The sequence below is a fragment of the Paracoccus ravus genome (assembly GCF_004522175.1).
GTDB classification, from domain to species: domain Bacteria; phylum Pseudomonadota; class Alphaproteobacteria; order Rhodobacterales; family Rhodobacteraceae; genus Paracoccus; species Paracoccus ravus.
Genome location: NZ_SDEB01000002.1, coordinates 211,598 through 228,598, shown reverse-complemented (window position 1 = coordinate 228,598; position 17,001 = coordinate 211,598). Strand labels below are relative to the sequence as shown.

The following is a 17,001-nucleotide window of genomic DNA, read 5'->3' as shown; positions in this document are numbered from 1 at the left end:
GCAAGAGGCCGTCATGTCAGACAATCCCGTCGCGCTCATCGTTCTGGCAGCAGGGCAGGGAAGCCGGATGCAGTCGGATCTGCCCAAGGTTCTGCATCGTCTGGGCGGCGTGCCGCTGGTGGGCCATGCGCTGGCCGTTGGACGCGCCTTGGAGCCTGAACAGGTCGTGGTCGTTGCCGGACATGGCGCGGAGGCGGTGAAGAAGGCTGTCGGCAAGCTTGATTCCGAGGCCGCGATCGCCCTGCAGGAAGAGCAACTGGGCACCGCCCATGCCGTGCAGCAGGCGCTGCCGCATCTCGAGGGCTTCGAGGGCCGCGTCATCGTGCTTTACGGCGACACCCCCTTCATCGGCGAGGACACTTTGCTGGCGCTGGCGAGCCACCATGCCGATGTCGTCGTGCTGGGCTTCGAGGCCGCCGATCCCGGCCGCTATGGCCGCCTCGTCACTGGTCCCGAGGGGCTAGAGCGCATCGTCGAATACAAGGATGCCGATGAGGCCACCCGCGCCATCCGTCTGGTCAATTCCGGCGTTCTGGCCGCCGATGCGGACCTGCTGCGCGCGCTTCTGCCGCGCATCGGCAATGCCAATGCGGCGGGCGAATATTACCTGACCGATATCCCCGCGTTCGCCCGCGCCGAGGGCCGCCGCGTCGAGGTCGTCACCTGCGACGAAGCCGAGACTTTGGGCATCAACACCCGCGAGGAACTCGCCGCCGCCGAAGCTGCCTTCCAGACCCGCGCCCGCGCCCGCGCGCTTGAGGATGGCGTGACCCTGACCGATCCGGCGACCGTCTGGTTCGCGCTCGACACCTATGTCGGGCGCGATGCCATCATCGGGCAGAACGTGGTCTTCGGTCCCGGCGTCACCGTGGAAAGCGGAGCCGAGATCCTGCCCTTCTGCCATCTCGAAGGCTGCCATATCAGTTCCGGCGCGACCGTCGGCCCCTTCGCGCGCCTGCGTCCCGGTGCGGAATTGGGCGGCGATGTCCATGTCGGCAATTTCGTCGAGATCAAGAACTCGGTGCTGGACGAAGGCGTCAAGGTCGGCCACCTGACCTATCTGGGCGACGCCCACATCGGCGAGGCCACGAATATCGGCGCCGGCACCGTCACCTGCAATTACGACGGCGTCGGCAAGCACCGGACCGAGATCGGGGCCAACGCCTTCATCGGCTCGGACACGATGCTGGTCGCGCCGGTGCGCGTCGGCAACCGCGCCATGACCGGCTCGGGCTCGGTCATCACCGAGGACGTGCCGGATGACGCGATGGCGCTGGGTCGCTCGCGGCAAGTGAACAAGCCCGGCCTCGCCACCCGCCTGATGCAGGCGCTGCGCCAGAAGAAGGGTCAGTAACATGTGCGGAATCATCGGCATTCTGGGCAGCCACGAGGTCTCGCCGCAACTGGTCGAGGCGCTGAAGCGGCTGGAATATCGCGGCTATGACAGCGCGGGGGTGGCGACCGTGGACGCCTCGGGGCAGCTAAACCGCCGTCGCGCGGTCGGCAAGCTGGTGAACCTGTCCGACCGGCTGGTGCATGAGCCGCTGCCGGGACATGCCGGGATCGGCCATACCCGCTGGGCCACGCATGGCGCCGCGACCGAGGCCAATGCCCATCCGCATCGCCGCGGCCCCGTCGCCGTGGTCCATAACGGCATCATCGAGAACTTCCGCGAGTTGCGCGACGAGGTGATCTCGCTGGGGCTCACGCCCGAATCCGAGACCGATACCGAGATCGTGGCGCTCATGACCGCCTGGCACATGGATCAAGGCAATAGCCCGGTCGAGGCCGCCCGTGCGACGCTGGCCCGCCTTCACGGGGCCTTCGCGCTGGCCTTCCTGTTCGAGGGCGAGGGCAACCTGATGATCGCCGCGCGCAAGGGCAGCCCGCTCGCGGTCGGCCATGGCAAGGGCGAGATGTTCATCGGCTCGGACGCGGTGGCGCTGTCGCCCTTCACCGACCGCATCACCTATCTGGAAGACGGCGATCACGCGATCATCACCCGTGAAGGGGCCGAAATCTTCAACGCCGCCGGCGCACCCGCGAACCGCGAGATCCAGCAGATCGACGTGGGGGCGACCCAGATCGACAAGGGCGGCTATCGCCATTTCATGGCCAAGGAGATCGCCGAGCAGCCCGCCGTCCTGGGCGACGCGCTGAGCCATTACATCAAGGACGGCCGTATCGTCCTGCCCGAGGCGATCAATTTTGCCGATGTCGATCGTCTGACGCTGGTCGGCTGCGGCACCGCCTATTACGCTGCTTGCGTCGCGCGCTACTGGTTCGAAAGCCTCGCCGGGCTTCCTTGCGACCTCGATGTGGCCTCGGAATTCCGCTATCGCGAGCCGCCGCTTTCCCCGAAAAGCTGGGCCATGTTCGTGAGCCAGTCCGGCGAAACCGCCGACACGCTGGCCGCCCTGCATTACGCCCGCGACAAGGTCGCCAAGACCGTGGGCGTGGTGAATGTCGGCACTTCGGCCATCGCACGGGATGCCGATATCGCCTTGCCGACGCTGGCCGGAATCGAGGTGGGCGTCGCATCTTCCAAAGCCTTCACCTGCCAATTGGCTGTGCTGGCCGTGCTTGCGCTGAAGGCCGCGCATGACCGGGGTCGCCTGACGGATGCCGAGCAGCGCGCCCATCTCGAGGACCTGCGCGCGCTGCCGGGCCTGCTGAACCAGACCCTTTCGGTGAGCGACGAATGCCGCAGCCTCGCAAGCTGGCTCTCCGAGGCGCAGGACGTGCTTTATCTGGGGCGCGGGCCGCTTTACCCGGTCGCGTTGGAAGGCGCGCTGAAGCTCAAGGAACTGAGCTACATCCATGCCGAGGGCTATGCCTCGGGCGAGCTAAAGCACGGGCCGATTGCGCTCATCGACCGCAACGTGCCGGTGGTGGTCGTCGCGCCGCGCGATGCGCTGTTCGACAAGACCGTCTCGAACATGCAGGAGGTCATGGCCCGTCACGGGCAGGTGCTGCTGATCTCGGATGCCGAGGGCATCGAGAAAGGCGGGCACGGCACCCGGGCCAGCCTGACCATGCCTTCGGGCGGGGGCGCTTTCGCGGCCATTCTTTACGCCGTGCCCATGCAATATCTGGCCTATCACACCGCTGTGGCGAAGGGCACGGATGTGGATCAGCCGCGCAACCTCGCCAAGTCGGTCACGGTGGAATAGGCGGCGGGATCGCGCGGTTAGTCGGTCTCGCCGAACGCCTTCCAGATGAGCGCGCCAATTGCGGCGCCGATCATCGGAGCGACCCAGAACAACCAGAGCTGCGCCAAGGCCGGGCCTTGGGCAAAGATCGCCTGACTGGTCGAGCGCGCGGGGTTGACCGATGTATTGGTGACGGGAATCGAGATCAGGTGGATCAGCGTCAGCGCAAGGCCGATCGCGATCGGGGCAAAGCCCACGGGCGCGCGGCCATGCGTCACGCCGAGGATCACCATCAGGAAGAACGCGGTCAACACGATCTCGGCCAGCAGCCCCGCCATCATCGAATAGCCATCGGGCGAAGCAGCGCCGTAACCATTGGCCGCGAAGCTGCCCAACTCTGCCCCGGCCTTGCCCGACGCAATCACGTAGAGAACCGCCGCAGCCGCGATCGCGCCGGCCAGCTGCGCGAGGATATAGGGCAATACCAAAGATCCCGGGAAACGCCCGGCCACGGTAAGCCCGACGGTGACGGCAGGGTTGAAATGCCCCCCCGATATGCCACCCACCGCATAGGCCATGGTCAAGACCGTCAGGCCGAACGCCATGGATACACCAACAAATCCGATTCCCAGTTCCGGCACGCCAGCGGCCAGAACCGCACTGCCACAACCTCCGAAAACCAACCAGAATGTTCCAAGAGCTTCGGCAGACAATTGCTTCTGCATCATTCGTCTCCACAAGATGAAACCGCCATCGCGCCGACAAATTGGAGCAATGCGCCGGAATGGTCTCATTCCCGAGCCGGATCCCGAATGGATTAATGACCCGCGCATTTGCGGGATACCCGGACTGTTGCAGCTTGGCTTCAATAGACGCGCGGCACAAAGTTAGCTGCGCCCTCGCAGGATTATCAGCTGTGGAAGACGTTTGGGCGGTGGCCGGGCCGTCCTCGCGCCACAAAACGAGCTCGGTCGTGCGTGCATTGCCCATGCCATCCGGCCCATTGCCGCCGCGATGCCGGATTGCGCTTCCTCTTCGAATGGCGGTCGGTTGGACCGCCGGGCTTCCTGCCGTGACGTAGAGATCCCCGACAAAGCCCTGCGCCCCGGTGATCCTCGCCCGCGGGCCGCAAGGCATTGCATGTGGCGGCTCCCTACCGGGCGGCCAATTCCGGTGGCTCGATCATGATCGGGCCAATCGTGGTCCCGGCCCGGATCGCATCGCCATCTTTCACCAAGGAGGGGCCACGACCTCTTTGGCAGCGCCGGGACCTGCCAGCGACTTGCGCGGCCTCACATAGGGTGAAAATGAAAAGCCGCCCTGGTTCGTCTGAACCAGAGCGGCATTGCATCACCTAGTCACGTCGTAAGGATTGCTTGCCCTTACAGATGGATCGCGCGGAAGGCGTCCTTGTCGATGCCAAGCGTGTTCAGATCGCGGGTTGCCGGAACGCGGTGCATCTCAACCGCCGAGGCGGCATGGACAGCGGCACGAAGCGTGCTGAAAACCGAGCGGATGGAGCGGAGGACGGTCATTTTTCTGCCTGACTGATCTGATGTTTCGATAGCCATCAGATGTGCCCTGTGCCGGGATTCCACAACACGGGAACGGGTCAAAGCCGCCATGCCTTCAGGACATGGCGGCCTTTGCCCGCACTCGCGGGATAGTCAGTCTTCGTCGCCCGCGAGTTGCGACAGAACCTGTCCCTTGCCCCGCGCGCGCAGGATCAGCGGAACGATCAGCGCCAGCGCGGCGATCCCCAGCAGGACGGCAGCGATGGGTGATTGCACCAGCGTCGTCCAGTCGCCCTGGCTGATCGATAGCGCGCGGCGCAGTTGCTGCTCGGCCATGGGGCCAAGGATCAGGCCAACGACGATGGGCGCGATGGGATAGCCAAAGAGCCGCATCACATAGCCCAGCACGCCAAAGGCCAGCAGCATCCCCAGCTCGAAGCTGGAGGGGTTCGCGCCGATGGTGCCCAGCGTCGCGAAAAGCAGGATGCCCGCGTAAAGCCAGGGTTTCGGCACGGTCAGCAGCTTCACCCAAAGCCCGATCATCGGCAGGTTCAGGACCAGCAGCATCGCGTTGGCGATCAAGAGCGAGGCGATCAGACCCCAGACCAGCGTCGGGTTGGTCGCGAAAAGCAGCGGACCCGGTTGCAGCCCGAATTGCTGGAAGCCCGCCAGCATGATCGCCGCCGTGGCCGAGGTCGGCAGGCCCAGCGTCAAGAGCGGCACCAGCGTCCCGGCGGCCGAGGCGTTGTTCGCGGCCTCGGGACCGGCGACGCCCTCTATTGCTCCCTCGCCGAATTCCTCGGGATGCTTGGTCAGCTTCTTTTCGGTCGCATAGGACAAGAAAGTCCCGATCTCGGCACCGCCTGCGGGCATGGCCCCGATGGGAAAGCCCAGGAAGGTGCCGCGAAGCCATGGCTTCCACGAGCGCGCCCAATCCGCGCGGCTCATCCAGATCGAGCCCTTGACCGCAGTCACCTCGTCAGCCTGGACATTGCGTTGCCCGGCGATGAACAGCGCCTCGCCGACGGCGAACATGGCGACGGCCATGGTGGTGACCTCGATCCCGTCCAGCAGCTCAGGCACGCCGAAGGACAGCCGCGCCTGACCGGTCAACTGGTCGATGCCCACGCAGGCCAGCGCAAGGCCCAGAAACAGAGAGGTCAACCCGCGCAGCGCGGAATCCCCGAAGGCGGCGGAAACCGTGACGAAAGCCAGCACCATCAGCGCGAAATATTCACGCGGGCCAAAGACCAGCGCGACCTTGACGATGCTGGGCGCCAGAAAGGCCAGAAGCAGCGTCGCAATCAGGCCCGCGATGAAGGAACCGATGGCGGCGGTGGCCAGCGCTGGGCCTCCGCGCCCCTTGCGGGCCATTTTGTTGCCTTCGAGCGCCGTGATGATCGAGGCACTTTCACCGGGCGTATTGAGCAGGATCGAGGTGGTCGAGCCGCCATACATCCCGCCATAATAGATGCCCGCGAACATGATGAGCGAACCCGCCGCATCCAGCCGGTATGTGACGGGCAAGAGCAGCGCCACGGTCAGCGCCGGGCCGATGCCGGGCAGAACGCCCACGGCGGTGCCCAGCGTCACGCCGATCAGCGCGTAAAGCAGCATCATCGGCTCGGCGGCGGTGGCGAGGCCTTGCAGAAGAAAATCGAACGCGCCCATGACTCAGGCCCCCGGAAAGAGCAGATGCTCAAGCGGGCCGGCAGGCAGATGCAGCATCAGAAGTTGTGAGAAGACCGCCCAGACCGCAAAGGCAAAGACGATGCCGATGGGCAGGGTCATGGCGAGATTTGTCTTGCCGAAGGCCCGCGCGGTAAAGGCGAAAAGTACGCCCGTGGCGATCGAAAAGCCCGTGACATGCAGCAGCAGAAGCTGCGCGGCGAGGCCCGCGATGATCCATAGGACGGGCGGTACGTTCTGCGCGGGACGCTCGGGGAAATCGCCCTTGAGTGCGGCGATGACGGTCCAGAGCGACAGTCCCAGCAGGCCGAATGCGACCACACGCGGCACAGAGGCCGGACCCACGCCGGAATAGCCCCCCAGATCGGCAAGGCGCGCGCTGTCCCACAGCATCACGCCCGCGATCACGGCCAGACCGGCGGCGACGACCAGCGCCGCCGTATCACGGCGACGCTGATTTTGCGGTTCGGGGCTGGTCATTTCACCAGACCGATATCCTTGAGGACGGCCTCGGTCGAGGTCACGTCCTTTTCAAGCTGGGCGTCGAAATCTGCGCCCGACAGGTAGGTGTCGGCCCAACCCTTGTCGGAAAGCTGCTTCTGCCAGTTCTCGGATTTGACCATCTTTTCGACATCGGCGGTGACTTTAGCCTTTTGCTCGTCGGACAGGCCCGGCGCGGCGGCGACCATGCGCCAGTTCTGCAATTCCACGTCCAGACCGGCCTCTTTCAGCGTCGGCGCGTCGACGCCCTCGATGCGCTCGGGCGACGAGACGGCCAGCAGACGCAGCGTGCCCGCCTTGATCTGGGCATCGAACTCGCCCAGCGACGAGACCCCCGCCGTCACCTGATTGCCGAGGATCGCGGCCAGCGCCTCGCCGCCGCCGGAATAGGCGATGTAGTTGATCTTGGTCGGATCGACGCCCGCCGCCTTGGCGATCAGGCCCACGGCGATGTGGTCTGTGCCGCCCGCCGAACCACCGGCCCAGCTGACCGCGCCGGGATCGGCCTTGAGCGCCTCGACCAGACCCTTCATGTCCTGAATGGGCGATGCCGCGGGGACGACGATGGCCTCGTATTCGCCGGTCAGGCGCGCGATCGGGGTCACGTCCTTGAGCGAAACGGGCGAGTTGTTGGTCAGGATCGCGCCGACCATGACATAGCCGCCGACGATCAGCGCATCCGCGTTGCCCTTGTTCTGGCTGGCGAATTGCGCAAGCCCGATGGTGCCGCCCGCGCCGGGGACGTTCTGAACCTGGGCCGAGGGGCTGATGCCCTCTTCCTGCATCACGGTCTGCATGGTGCGCGCGGTCTGGTCCCAGCCACCGCCCGGATTGGCCGGCGCGATAATGGTGTAATCGGCCATGGCGGGCATGGCGAGGGCGCCGGCAAACAGGCTGGCGAGAACGAATTGCTTCATGACATTCCTCCGCAGGGCGCCGCGCCGGTCGATGCCGCACGGTCGCATGTCTTGTTGTTCGATCAGACCCCGGCTTCTCCCAAAGCGCGGGGCATCCTCCGAGGACCGGACAGGCCGATCCGGCTTCCGTTTCACCACAGGAACCTGTCATGGACCTGACACGGCCCCGTGATTTCAGGAAAAACTTCAGCGCCCGGCGATGGCGTCGTTCCAGCGCGCGAGCAGGCGGTTGCGCGTTGCCTGATCCAGATAGGCCAGAAGACCGGGGCTGACTGGCACGGGTTTCAGTCGCAGCCCGGCCAGATCCTGCATCCCCCCCGCCGGATTGCTCTGCCCAGCGACTTCAAGGCTGACCGCGGATAGTCGAAGCGTTCGCGACAGCAATCTCTGGCCCTCGGGCGACATCAGGAAGGCCAGCAGGTCTGTGCCCAGATCGGGGCGGCGCGCCGCAGCGGGGACCAAGGCCACCCGTGACACCACGACCGTGAAATCGCGCGGCAGGATCAGCCCGAGATCGGGATTGTTGCGCGCCCATTCCGCAGCATAAGAGCCCAGCAGGTTGTAGCCCACCGCAAGCCGCCCGTCTGAGATGCGCTCGAGCAGATCGGCGGTCGTCGCATATTGCTGCACGCCCGCACGGCCCATGGCCGAGACCACTTGCCAGATGCCCTCGTAAAGCTCTTGGTCTCGGGCCATGAACAGATAGCCCACCCCCGAGCGCGCGATGTCATAGGTGCCGATCCGGCCCTGCGCCTGATCGGGGCGCTCTTCCATCCAGCGCATCAGGTCCGCCCGCGTTGCCGGTGGCGCGTCCTCTGCGAAGCTTGGCTTGTGATAGGCAAAGACCGCGGGCTCGAAGGTCAGCGCATAGGCCGTGTCGCGCCAATTCGCCCAGTCGGGCCAGCCGGATGTGTCGGGCGTGACGACCGGTCGCGCGAAACCGTCATTGGCCAGCTTGACCTGCAGGTCCATCGCCGAGGAAAAGGTCAGATCCGCCGTGCCGGTTCCCGCCTGCGTTTCCGAAACGATCCGGTCATGCAGATCACCGGTCAGCAGGTTCTCGTAGCGGATGGCAATGCCGGGGCGGCGCGCCTGAAAGGCCTGCAGCAAGGGGGCCGCCAGATCGTTATCGAGCGAGGAATAGACCAGGATTTCCGCCTCGGGCCTGCCGGAAGGGGCAGGCAGCAGCATGGCCTCGGCCCCTGCCGGCGCAGATTGCATGAGAGCAAAGGCGAATGCGGTAACAAGAGCAGGCAGGCGCATGATCGCGCGAGATTGCCTCAGCCTGCCCCCGTTCACAAGCGCCGCGCGGGGCGTTAGGTTCGGGGCATCGGGGGGAACATGCGCATCTTGCTGGTCGAGGACAACCTATCGCTTGCCGAGGGACTTTCGGCCCTGCTGCGGCAAACGGGCTATGCGGTGGACGTGGTCCATGACGGCGCTTCCGCCGAGGCGGTGACGGCGGCCGAAAGCTTCGATCTGGTGATCCTTGACCTGAACCTGCCGCAGATGGACGGGCTGGAGGTGCTGCGTGCGATGCGCGCGCGCCGCAATACGGCGGCGGTGATGATCCTGACGGCGCGCGGGGCACCCGAAGAAAGGGTGAAGGGGCTTGACCTTGGGGCGGATGATTACCTGATCAAACCCTTTGATATCGGCGAGTTCGAGGCCCGCATCCGCTCTCTGCTGCGCCGTCAGGCGGGGCTGCGCACGGCGACGGTCAGTTTCGGAGGGCTGAGCCTTGACCGCAACAGCCGCAGCTTTACCCTTGGCGATCAACCTCTGGAGTTGCCGGCGCGGGAACGCGGACTTCTGGAACTTCTGATCACGCGCGCGGGCAAGGTCGTGCCACGTGAAACCATCGTGCAATCCCTGACTTCGCTGGAAGACGACCTCTCGGCCAATGCGATCGAGCAATATGTCAGCCGCTTGCGCAAGCGGCTTGCCCCGGCCGGGCTGACGGTGAAGACAGCGCGCGGGATCGGTTATTTTCTCGACCGGGCGGCAATTTGAGACCGGCAGGGATGTCCCGCAGACGGCCCTTTTCCATCCGGCGGCGGCTGCTGTCCTGGCTCTTGATCGCGACGGCCGCCTTTGGAACGCTGGCGCTGTGGGACACATGGCGCGAGGCCGAACGCATGGCGAATGCGCTGGCCGACCGGGTGCTGGCCGGATCTGCGCTGGTGATCGCCGAGCGGGCCTCGCTAGATCAGGATGGCCGCATCGCCATCGAAATTCCCTATGGCGCGCTGGAAATGCTCAGTTCCGCCGCCGAAGACCGCGTTTTCTACCGGGTCGATGGCCCGCCGGGGCATCTGGTCACGGGCTATGCCGATCTGCCGGCGGCTCCGGCGCAGCAGGGGGCTGATCCGGCCTTTGCCGATCGTTCCTTCCGTGGCGAGCCGGTGCGCGTGGCGAGCCTTGCCCGCGCGGCCTCGACCGGGATCGACGAAGTGCCCTTTGTCGTGACCGTCGCCGAAACGACGCGGGCGCGCGTGGAACTTACGCGGACCATCCTGATGCGGTCGGCCTTGCGGCTGGCCCTGATGATCCTTGGCGCGGCGCTGATCGTGGGGATCGCCGTCACGGTTTCCCTGCGTCCGCTTCATCGGCTGGGCGAGGCGATTGCCGAGCGGAGCCCCGATGACCTCAGCCCGGTCGAGACCCGCGTTCCTTCCGAGGTGCGCGGGCTGGTGGGCACGATCAACCTGTTCATGTCGCGGCTGAAATCGGCGCTGGACGGGCTGCGCAATTTCACCGGCAATGCCGGGCATCAATTGCGCACGCCCCTTGCCGTGGTGCGAACGCAGCTTGCGCTGGCCTCGCGCGCCGGAAGCCTTGCCGAGGCGCAGGAGGCCGCGCGCAAGGGCGATGCGGCTGTTGCCCATGCCGAGCGGATCTTGGCTCAGCTTCTGCTGCTGGCCAAGGTGGATGCCGCCTCGGGGCGGGCGCCCGAACCGATGGATCTGGCCGCCTTCGCCCGCGAGATCACTGCCGACCATATCCCTGCCGCCGCAGAGGCCGGGATCGACCTTGGCTATGAGGGGGCCGAGAGCCCCGTGCTGGTCCGGGCCGAGCCGCTCTTGCTGGGCGAGGCCCTGCGCAACCTGATCTCGAACGCGATGCTCCATGGCCGGGACGGAGGGCTGATCACGGTCCGGGTCCGGGACGAGGCAGTGCTGGCCGTGCTTGAGGTTGAGGATGATGGGCCGGGCATCCCGCCCGAGGCCCATGCCAGCGCGATCAGCCGTTTCGCGCGGGGGCGCACCGGTGGGCCGGGCATGGGGCTTGGCCTACCCGTCGTGGATGAGATCGCTGCCCTGTTCGGAGGCCGGCTGGCCCTGTCGGTCGGGGCACAGGGACAGGGGCTTTGCGCCCGTATCTCCCTGCCAAGCGCCCGTGGCGGGCTTTGATCATGGGAAAATGACAGTTCACGCTTGCGTTCGGCGTGGCGACGCGCCATCTTCGCGCCATTCGCGAATGCGTGAATACTGTTTGGTGTCCGGGCCCCTCTGGCGGACGTGGCGGCACGTTCGTGATGTCGGCACCGATCTTTGACCAGCCGCCTGGACCTTTGTTCTCACATGCAGCAAGGAAGCAACCCTCTCGCGGGCGGGACCGCGAATGGAGCACAAGCATCGACCCTGAGCTATTTTCGGTGGTCCTTCATCGTCACCGCCGTCGGCCTTGCGCTTGGCGCCTATCTGGGCTGGATGACGACCGGGACGATCGGCGGGATGCTGTCGGTGTTTTTCATCTGCGCCGTTCTGGCGGTGCTGGAAATCTCGCTGAGCTTTGACAACGCCATTGTCAACGCCAACAAACTCAAGGACATGACCCCGGAATGGCAGCATCGCTTCCTGACTTGGGGCATCGTCATCGCCGTCTTTGGCATGCGGATCGTCTTTCCGCTGCTCATCGTCGTCATTGCGGCCAATATCGGGCCTTGGGACGCGATGGTCATGGCGGCAAGCCAGCCCGATGAATATTCGCGCATCATGCATGACGCGCATCTGCCCATCGCGGCCTTTGGCGGCACCTTCCTGATGATGGTGGGCCTGTCCTTCTTCTTCGACCATGAAAAGGACGTCCATTGGGTGCGCTGGCTTGAAGACAAGATGCAGCGCTATGCCACGATCCGCGGCATCGAGGTCGCCATCGTCCTCGTCACCGTCCTGATCTTCTCGCGCTTCCTGGGCGAGGCCGAATCCGAGGTCTTCTTCCGCTCGGCGATCTGGGGCCTGCTGACCTTCCTTCTGGTCGAGGTTCTGGGCGGCCTTCTGGACAGCACCCAGCAGCAGACGCTGCAGGCGGGCGCCAAGGGCGGCCTCGGGGCCTTCCTTTACCTCGAGGTTCTGGACGCGTCCTTCAGCTTCGACGGCGTGATCGGGGCCTTTGCCCTGACCCACAACCTGTTCGTCATCGCCATCGGCCTTGGCATCGGCGCGATGTATGTCCGCTCGATGACCATCATGCTGGTCGAGCGCGGCACGCTGGCCGAATACCGCTTCCTCGAACACGGCGCTTTCTATGCGATCATCGCGCTGTCGGTCATCATGTTCGTCCAGCCGCTGGTGCATATCCCCGAGGTCATCACCGGCCTTGGCGGTGCGACCCTGATCGGGATCTCGCTCTGGTCCTCGATCCGCTGGAATCGCAAGCGGCACGCCGAGGCCTGATCGCCGTCCCCGCAAAGATGCATGGCCGCCCCCTTTTGGGGCGGCTTTTTTTGTCGCCGCGCGCGCCGTCTGCTGTAGCCTCACCTTGTTGATGATGAGTGGGGTAAGCGTGCGATACATCCTGATCCTGGCCGCGGTGCTTGTCGCGGGACTGTCCCTCTATCTCGCGCTGCGCTGGCGGGGCGGCTGGATTCCCCGGCTGGGGCTGGTCGCCGTGGCGCTTGCGGTCCTCGCGGCTACGGGCTGGCGGGTCATGCCGGCATCCATGCCGCGCCATGATGATGGATCGGATCTGCGCGCGCTTTACACGCAGGTTCGTCCGCTGCCCGTGGGTCCGGTCCGGACCTATCATCTGGGCCATAGCCTCGTCGGCCGGGACATGCCGGCCATGCTGGCGCAGATGGCGGGGCACGAATACGCATTGCAGCTTGGCTGGGGCGCGTCCCTGCGCAGCCATCACCGCGGACCCGAGGCGGTGTATGGCTTTGCCGAGGAAAACAGGACGCCCCATTTCCGTGATCCGCGCGAGGCTCTGGACAGTCGCCAATATGGCGCTTTCGTGATGACCGAGATGGTGCGGCTGAAGGATGCGATCCTCTACGAAGAGGCCATCACCTATGCCGGAGAATGGGCCGCGCTGGCCGCCGAGCGCAGCCCGCAAACCGAGATCTTTCTTTATGAAAGCTGGCATGGGCTCGAGGACCCCCCGGATTGGCTCGCGCGTATTCCCGATGATTTCGAACGCGGGTGGAGCCAACTTCTGTGGTCTGCCGCACGCCGAGCCGACAAGCCGGTCTGGCTGATCCCGGTGGGGCAGGTCATGGCGAGGCTGGTCTCGGAAGCCGAGGCCACGGGTGGCATTGGCGAGATAAAGAGCCGCGAGGATCTGTTTGCCCGAATGCCGGACGGTGCGCTTGACCCGATCCATCCCAATGATCTGGGCGTCTATCTGGTCGCCTTGACCCATTATGCGGTGATCTATGGCCGGGATCCGCTTGGGCTGCCCTATGAATTGCTGCGCGCGGACGGCACCCGCGCCACCGCCCCATCACCGGAACTTGCCCGACGGATGCAGGAAATCACCTGGGAGGTCGTTACCAGCCAACCCCTGACAGGGGTGACGGCAGGCCCGTGACCGGGTCTGGACCCGAGCCTAGCCGATTAGCCTGAGCCAATCCGCGATGGCGTGCAGCGCCTCGGGTTCGTCAAGATAGGGGATATGGCCCCGATCGGGCACTTCGGCATAGATCATGTCGGGGCGGCGGCGACGCATCTCGGCGGCGGTCTCGGGCGACAAGAGGTCGGAATTCGCACCTCGGATCAAGGCCAGCGGCAGATCACGGGCGGCGTCGAAAAGCGGCCACAGATCGATCTGCGGCCCGTCAAAGGCGGCCAGAAAAGATTCGCGCAGCCCCGGATCGTAATTGATCCTCAACCCCGCCTCGGTTTCGATATAGTGTCGGCGGGCCTCGTCCAGCCAGCGATCGGCCGGGATATTGCGAAATTCCGGCATCAGCCCCGGCAGCTTCCGCGCCAGATCCTCATGGCTGCGGGCGGCGGGATTGCGGCCGACGTAATCCTTGATCCGCTCAAGGCCGGGGCGGTGCAGCACGGGGCCGACATCGTTGAGGCAGAGCCCATGCAGCCGGTTGGCCGAGGTCGCGGCCAGATACATGCCGACGATGCCGCCGCGCGAGGTGCCAAGGATCGCCGCCTGTTCGATTTCCAGATGGTCGAGCAGGTCAAGCGCATCGCGGGCCTCGCGCTGGACATTGTAGGTCGCGGTGCCGGTCCATTCGGAATCGCCGCGGCCGCGGTAATCGGGGCGGATCAGCCGCAACCCGTCCAGGTGCGGCGCGAGATAGTCGAAATCGCTGCCATTTCGGGTCAGGCCGGACAGAGCCAGCACGACCAGCCCCTCTCCCTGGTCGCGATAGGCGAGGCGCGCGCCATCTCCGGCAGTGAAATGGCGCAACTCCATTACAGGTTTTCCGATTGCGGCATCCCGAGGACGTGGTAGCCGCCATCGACCAGGACGATCTCGCCGGTGGTGCAGGCGCCCCAGTCCGAGCAGAGCCAGACCGCTGTGCCGCCGATCGATTCCAGCGTCGCGTTCGAGCGCAGCGGCGCATTGGCCTCGGTATGGCGATAGGTCTTGCGCGCGCCACCAATGGCCGCACCGGCCAAGGTCTTCATCGGGCCGGGGCTGATCGCATTGACGCGGATGCCCTCGGGGCCGAGATCGTTGGCGAGGTAACGCACCGCCGATTCCAGCGCCGCCTTGGCCACACCCATCACGTTATAGAAGGGCGTCACCCGGTTCGAGCCGCCATAGGTCAGCGTCAGGATCGTGCCGCCTTCGGTCATCAGCGGACGCGCGCGGCGTGCCACATCGACCAGCGAGTAGCAGGAAATCGTCAGCGAGTTCTTGAAATTCTCGCGCGAGGTATCGACGAAACGGCCGGTCAGTTCGTTCTTGTCAGAAAAAGCGATGGCATGGACGACAAAGTCCAGTTTGCCCCAGCGCGCCTCGATCTGACCGAAAGCCGCATCGAGCGAGGCGTCATCGGTCACGTCCACATCCAGCAGGAAATCCGAGCCGACCGAAGCGGCCAGAGGCTCGACGCGTTTGCCGAAAGCCTCGCCCTGATAGGAAAATGCCAGTTCCGCGCCTTGATCGGCCAGCGCCTTCGCGATGCCCCAAGCGATCGAGCGTTCATTCGCGACCCCCATCACAAGGCCGCGTTTTCCCTTCATCAAATCCGTCATGTTCTCTTACCCGAGATATTTGGACAGCAGCATCGAGCCGTTGGTACCGCCAAAGCCGAAGGAGTTGGTCATAACCGTATCCAGCCCGGCATTTTCGATCAGGCGCGTTGCAATTTCGCCCTGATGAATGGCGGGGTCCAGCGTCTCGACATTGATCGAAGGCGCGATGAAGTCATTGTCCAGCATCAAGAGGCAATAGACGGCCTCCTGCGCGCCGGTCGCGCCTTGGCTATGGCCGGTCATCGACTTGGTCGAGGAAATCAGCGGCGTCGAGCCTTCGCCAAAGACGCGGCGGACGGCCTGGACCTCGCCGACATCGCCGACCGGGGTCGAGGTGCCATGGGCGTTGATATAGCCGACCTTGCGGCCCGGCTGCAGGGTTTCCAGCGCCAGACGCATCGCGCGCTCGCCGCCCTCGCCCGAGGGGGCAACCATGTCATGCCCGTCCGAGGTCGCGGCATAGCCGGTGACCTCGGCATAGATCTTGGCGCCGCGGGCTTTCGCGTGTTCCAGTTCTTCCAGAACCAGAATGCCGCCGCCGCCGGAGATGACGAAACCGTCGCGGTTCGCGTCGAAGGCGCGCGAGGCTTTTTCCGGCTGGTCGTTATATTTCGACGACATCGCACCCATCGCGTCGAAAAGGCACGAAAGCGTCCAGTCCAACTCCTCGGCACCGCCCGCGAACATAATGTCCTGACGGCCCATCGCAATCTGCTCGGCGGCATTGCCGATGCAATGCAGCGAGGTCGAGCAGGCCGAGGTGATCGAATAGTTCACGCCCTTGATGCGGAACGCGGTCGAAAGGTTCGCCGAAATCGTCGAGCTCATACATTTCGGCACGGCGAAGGGGCCGATTTTTTTCGGCGCGCCCGAGGACAGTACCGTCTGATGCGCCGCGAACATCGATGAGGTGGAGGGACCACCCGAACCGGCGATCAGGCCGGTGCGCGGGTTCACGACATCGCTTTCCTCAAGCCCCGCGTCAGTGATGGCCTGCTGCATGGCGAGATAGCCATAGGCGGCACCCGGACCCATGAAGCGCAGCACGCGTTTGTCGATAAGCTCCTTGGGGTCGAGCTTCACCGCGCCAGCGACCTGGCTGCGGAAACCATATTCTTTCATGTCCTCGTTCGCGGTGATTCCGGACTTTCCGGCTTTCAGCGAGGCAAGGACTTCGGAGGCATTGTTACCGATGCTGGAAACGATGCCTAGACCAGTGACGACGACGCGGCGCATGGGGTTCTCCTGAATTCGGTTGCGAAGTCAGCTTTCCGACAGCGCGACTTTCATGTCTTTGACTTGGTAGATCACTTCGCCATCGGCCTCGACGCGGCCATCCGCGACGCCCATGGTCAGGCGGCGGGTCTGCACGGCCTTGGTGAAGTCTACATAATAACGCAGCATTTTGCGATCCGGACGGACCATGCCGGTGAGTTTCACTTCGCCGACGCCAAGCGCATAGCCGCGCCCGGTCCAGCCGCGCCAGCCAAGGTTGAAGCCGGTCAGCTGCCACAGCCCGTCAAGGCCAAGGCAGCCCGGCATGATCGGGTTGCCGGGGAAATGGCACGAGAAGAACCACAGGTCCGGGTTGATGTCGAACTCGGCGACGATATGGCCCTTGCCATGCAGCCCGCCATCGGCCGAAACCTCGGTGATGCGGTCCATCATCAGCATCGGGGGCTCGGGAAGTTGCGCATTGCCGGGTCCGAACAACTCGCCACGGGCGCAGGCCAGCAGGTCTTCTTTGTCAAAGCTGGTCCGGGTCATGGTCATGCGCGTC

The 17,001-nt window shown here is 65.0% G+C and carries 16 protein-coding genes; 6 read left to right on the top strand and 10 right to left on the bottom strand.

Going from position 1 to position 17,001, the window contains the following annotated elements; genetic code table 11:
* Positions 1 to 13 precede the first annotated feature (13 nt).
* Together glmU and glmS are read left to right on the top strand one after the other, a co-directional pair.
* Positions 14 to 1,354, top strand: a complete 1,341-nt coding sequence (gene glmU / locus ESZ60_RS02975; RefSeq protein ID WP_134678917.1) for a bifunctional UDP-N-acetylglucosamine diphosphorylase/glucosamine-1-phosphate N-acetyltransferase GlmU — start codon at positions 14 to 16, stop codon at positions 1,352 to 1,354.
* A gap of 1 nt (position 1,355) precedes the next feature.
* Positions 1,356 to 3,173, top strand: coding sequence for a glutamine--fructose-6-phosphate transaminase (isomerizing) (gene glmS / locus ESZ60_RS02970; RefSeq protein ID WP_134678916.1), 1,818 nt, complete (start codon positions 1,356 to 1,358; stop codon positions 3,171 to 3,173).
* A 17-nt stretch (positions 3,174 to 3,190) separates the two neighbouring features.
* On the opposite strand, the gene aqpZ is transcribed toward glmS, so the two are convergent.
* The 6 genes from aqpZ to ESZ60_RS02945 form a co-directional block, all read right to left on the bottom strand.
* A complete protein-coding gene (gene aqpZ, locus ESZ60_RS02965; RefSeq protein WP_134679011.1) occupies positions 3,191 to 3,877 on the bottom strand; it encodes an aquaporin Z in 687 nt (228 codons plus the stop codon).
* Positions 3,878 to 4,534: 657 nt separating this feature from the next.
* Entirely contained in the window at positions 4,535 to 4,687 is a 153-nt protein-coding gene (locus ESZ60_RS20670) for a hypothetical protein (RefSeq protein WP_167620040.1), read from the bottom strand.
* A gap of 132 nt (positions 4,688 to 4,819) precedes the next feature.
* Complete coding sequence (locus ESZ60_RS02960; protein ID WP_134678915.1) at positions 4,820 to 6,337, bottom strand: tripartite tricarboxylate transporter permease; 1,518 nt, start codon at positions 6,335 to 6,337, stop codon at positions 4,820 to 4,822.
* Positions 6,338 to 6,340: 3 nt separating this feature from the next.
* On the bottom strand, positions 6,341 to 6,835 hold the full coding sequence (locus ESZ60_RS02955) for a tripartite tricarboxylate transporter TctB family protein (RefSeq protein WP_134678914.1): 495 nt from the start codon (positions 6,833 to 6,835) through the stop codon (positions 6,341 to 6,343).
* Positions 6,832 to 7,773 (bottom strand): Bug family tripartite tricarboxylate transporter substrate binding protein, encoded by a 942-nt coding sequence (locus tag ESZ60_RS02950; RefSeq protein WP_134678913.1) that lies wholly within the window; start codon positions 7,771 to 7,773, stop codon positions 6,832 to 6,834. The genes ESZ60_RS02955 and ESZ60_RS02950 overlap by 4 nt, the downstream gene beginning before the upstream one ends.
* Positions 7,774 to 7,959: 186 nt before the next feature.
* Complete coding sequence (locus ESZ60_RS02945) at positions 7,960 to 8,964, bottom strand: ABC transporter substrate-binding protein (protein ID WP_245155552.1); 1,005 nt, start codon at positions 8,962 to 8,964, stop codon at positions 7,960 to 7,962.
* Between the two features lie 150 nt (positions 8,965 to 9,114).
* Here ESZ60_RS02945 and ESZ60_RS02940 point away from each other — a divergent pair, with 150 nt between their 5' ends.
* From ESZ60_RS02940 to ESZ60_RS02925, 4 genes are all read left to right on the top strand, one after another.
* Entirely contained in the window at positions 9,115 to 9,786 is a 672-nt protein-coding gene (locus ESZ60_RS02940; protein WP_134678911.1) for a response regulator transcription factor, read from the top strand.
* Positions 9,787 to 9,797: 11 nt separating this feature from the next.
* The gene (locus tag ESZ60_RS02935; RefSeq protein WP_134678910.1) at positions 9,798 to 11,186 is read left to right on the top strand and encodes a sensor histidine kinase; all 1,389 of its coding nucleotides are present in this window, start codon (positions 9,798 to 9,800) and stop codon (positions 11,184 to 11,186) included.
* Positions 11,187 to 11,357: 171 nt separating this feature from the next.
* Complete coding sequence (locus ESZ60_RS02930; RefSeq protein WP_134678909.1) at positions 11,358 to 12,452, top strand: DUF475 domain-containing protein; 1,095 nt, start codon at positions 11,358 to 11,360, stop codon at positions 12,450 to 12,452.
* Positions 12,453 to 12,561: 109 nt separating this feature from the next.
* A complete protein-coding gene (locus tag ESZ60_RS02925) occupies positions 12,562 to 13,587 on the top strand; it encodes a hypothetical protein (protein ID WP_134678908.1) in 1,026 nt (341 codons plus the stop codon).
* Positions 13,588 to 13,605: 18 nt separating this feature from the next.
* Here ESZ60_RS02925 and ESZ60_RS02920 read toward each other — a convergent pair whose 3' ends face one another.
* Genes ESZ60_RS02920 through fabA form a run of 4 tightly spaced genes read right to left on the bottom strand, consistent with a single transcriptional unit; the run spans position 13,606 to position 16,994 of the window.
* Positions 13,606 to 14,433 (bottom strand): alpha/beta fold hydrolase, encoded by an 828-nt coding sequence (locus tag ESZ60_RS02920; RefSeq protein WP_134678907.1) that lies wholly within the window; start codon positions 14,431 to 14,433, stop codon positions 13,606 to 13,608.
* Positions 14,433 to 15,221 carry an enoyl-ACP reductase FabI gene (locus tag ESZ60_RS02915; RefSeq protein WP_134678906.1) on the bottom strand — a complete coding sequence of 263 codons (789 nt, stop codon included), beginning with the start codon at positions 15,219 to 15,221 and terminating at the stop codon, positions 14,433 to 14,435. Before ESZ60_RS02915 ends, ESZ60_RS02920 begins: the two co-directional genes overlap by 1 nt.
* 6 nt (positions 15,222 to 15,227) lie before the next feature.
* Complete coding sequence (gene fabB / locus ESZ60_RS02910) at positions 15,228 to 16,457, bottom strand: beta-ketoacyl-ACP synthase I (RefSeq protein ID WP_134678905.1); 1,230 nt, start codon at positions 16,455 to 16,457, stop codon at positions 15,228 to 15,230.
* A 27-nt stretch (positions 16,458 to 16,484) separates the two neighbouring features.
* Positions 16,485 to 16,994, bottom strand: coding sequence for a bifunctional 3-hydroxydecanoyl-ACP dehydratase/trans-2-decenoyl-ACP isomerase (fabA, locus tag ESZ60_RS02905; protein WP_134678904.1), 510 nt, complete (start codon positions 16,992 to 16,994; stop codon positions 16,485 to 16,487).
* Positions 16,995 to 17,001: the final 7 nt, after the last annotated feature.

Coding starts and splice junctions, on each gene's coding strand:
- ESZ60_RS02940 (WP_134678911.1), top strand. CDS start 9,115: ATGCGCATCTTGCTGGTCGAGGACAACCTATCGCTTGCCGAGGGACTT.
- ESZ60_RS02955 (WP_134678914.1), bottom strand. CDS start 6,835: ATGACCAGCCCCGAACCGCAAAATCAGCGTCGCCGTGATACGGCGGCG.
- ESZ60_RS02945 (WP_245155552.1), bottom strand. CDS start 8,964: ATGCTGCTGCCTGCCCCTTCCGGCAGGCCCGAGGCGGAAATCCTGGTC.
- ESZ60_RS20670 (WP_167620040.1), bottom strand. CDS start 4,687: ATGACCGTCCTCCGCTCCATCCGCTCGGTTTTCAGCACGCTTCGTGCC.
- ESZ60_RS02915 (WP_134678906.1), bottom strand. CDS start 15,221: ATGACGGATTTGATGAAGGGAAAACGCGGCCTTGTGATGGGGGTCGCG.
- ESZ60_RS02960 (WP_134678915.1), bottom strand. CDS start 6,337: ATGGGCGCGTTCGATTTTCTTCTGCAAGGCCTCGCCACCGCCGCCGAG.
- glmU (WP_134678917.1), top strand. CDS start 14: ATGTCAGACAATCCCGTCGCGCTCATCGTTCTGGCAGCAGGGCAGGGA.
- fabA (WP_134678904.1), bottom strand. CDS start 16,994: ATGACCATGACCCGGACCAGCTTTGACAAAGAAGACCTGCTGGCCTGC.
- aqpZ (WP_134679011.1), bottom strand. CDS start 3,877: ATGCAGAAGCAATTGTCTGCCGAAGCTCTTGGAACATTCTGGTTGGTT.
- glmS (WP_134678916.1), top strand. CDS start 1,356: ATGTGCGGAATCATCGGCATTCTGGGCAGCCACGAGGTCTCGCCGCAA.
- ESZ60_RS02920 (WP_134678907.1), bottom strand. CDS start 14,433: ATGGAGTTGCGCCATTTCACTGCCGGAGATGGCGCGCGCCTCGCCTAT.
- ESZ60_RS02935 (WP_134678910.1), top strand. CDS start 9,798: ATGTCCCGCAGACGGCCCTTTTCCATCCGGCGGCGGCTGCTGTCCTGG.
- ESZ60_RS02950 (WP_134678913.1), bottom strand. CDS start 7,773: ATGAAGCAATTCGTTCTCGCCAGCCTGTTTGCCGGCGCCCTCGCCATG.
- fabB (WP_134678905.1), bottom strand. CDS start 16,457: ATGCGCCGCGTCGTCGTCACTGGTCTAGGCATCGTTTCCAGCATCGGT.
- ESZ60_RS02930 (WP_134678909.1), top strand. CDS start 11,358: ATGCAGCAAGGAAGCAACCCTCTCGCGGGCGGGACCGCGAATGGAGCA.